Here is a 1,354-nt window from a genome sequence, read left to right as displayed (position 1 = left end):
TTGGCGGCTGGCGCCGCGGGTTTTCGGCCTCGTGACCCCGCATCCGAGGGGCGATACTTCGGCTTCGCCGTTACGTCTCGCCCCTCGGATGCGGGGCGGCCGAAAACCGTGGGGGGTGAGTTTTCGCGGGTTGGTGACCGCCTTGGTCGATTGTACGGACCTGCACCGACATGGTCTGGGGCTCGTTTTGGGCCCTGTGTGCGGTGCGATACACGCCGACAATCCGCGCGGGCTCGAGGCGGGGTCAGTGCGGGCCGGGTTGGCCGAGCAGAGCGCGGTCCCGCGACTCGCGCCGAACCGACGCGGACCAGGGCGGGGCCGGGTAGCCGCACGCCCCAGTGACTCACGGCAGGACACGCGAACCAAGGCGACGCCGGGCAGCGGGGTGGCCCAGCGACTCACGGCACCACACGCGAACCAGGGTGAGACCGGACAGCGGGGCGGCCCAGCGACTCACGGCAGGACGCGCGAACCAGGGTTGGCGGGCAGCTAGGGGTCCAGCGAGTGTTTACTGGACCGCGACAAATCCGGTGCGACCAGGTCAGACTCGGTGCATGTTGCAGACGACGGCGGTGCTGGGGGTGGGCGCGGCGGCGCTCGGGATGGTGCTCACGCCGGGGCCGAACATGATGTATCTGGTGTCGCGGACCGTCGCGCAGGGGCGTCGGGCCGGGTTGATCTCGCTGGCGGGGGTGGCGGCGGGGTTCGGGGTGTATCTGCTGGCCGCGACGGCGGGGATCACGGCCGTGTTCGCGGTGGTTCCTGGCCTGTATCTGGCGGTGAAGCTGGCGGGGGCGGCCTATCTGCTCTGGCTGGCCTGGCAGGCGCTGCGGCCGGGCGGCGTCTCCGTCTTCGCCCCGGCCGACCTGCCCCACGACCCCGCGCGCCGCCTGTTCACCATGGGCCTGGTCACCAACCTGCTCAACCCGAAGATCGCCATCATGTACATGGCCCTCATCCCCCAGTTCGTCGACCCGGCGGTAGGCGCCCTCTGGCTCCAGAGCCTGTCCCTGGGCGCCGTCCAGATCACCGTCGCCCTCACGGTCAACGCCCTCATCGTCGTCACCGCCGCCACCCTGGCCACCTTCCTCACCACCCGCCCCCGTTGGCTGCGCACCCAGCGCTACCTCATGGGCACCGCCCTCGGCACCATCGCCGTCCTCCTCGCCACCGACCGCACCCGCCCCACCCCGACCTGATCCCCGGCACACCCGACCCACACTGCCCGCGCCGCCCTGCCGCCGCGGAGGCGCCAGGTGCTCAGCGCGTGCAGAACAGCTGCCGTGCGGGTGCCGAACACGCATCGCCGCTGCGGATGACGCGCCATCCCCCGCGAGCCGGGCCACCGCACGGC

1 protein-coding gene is annotated in these 1,354 nt (G+C 71.9%); it reads left to right on the top strand.

From position 1 onward, the window contains the following. Positions 1–554 precede the first annotated feature (554 nt). Positions 555–1,199: a LysE family translocator gene (locus WA675_RS27230; protein WP_336088318.1), complete on the top strand. Its 645-nt coding sequence runs from the start codon at positions 555–557 to the stop codon at positions 1,197–1,199. Positions 1,200–1,354: the final 155 nt, after the last annotated feature.

The sequence above is a fragment of the Nocardia sp. SSK8 genome (assembly GCF_037034205.1).
GTDB lineage: Bacteria > Actinomycetota > Actinomycetes > Mycobacteriales > Mycobacteriaceae > Nocardia.
Note: the sequence above shows the minus strand (reverse complement) of the source record. Positions and strands in the feature narration are given on the sequence as shown.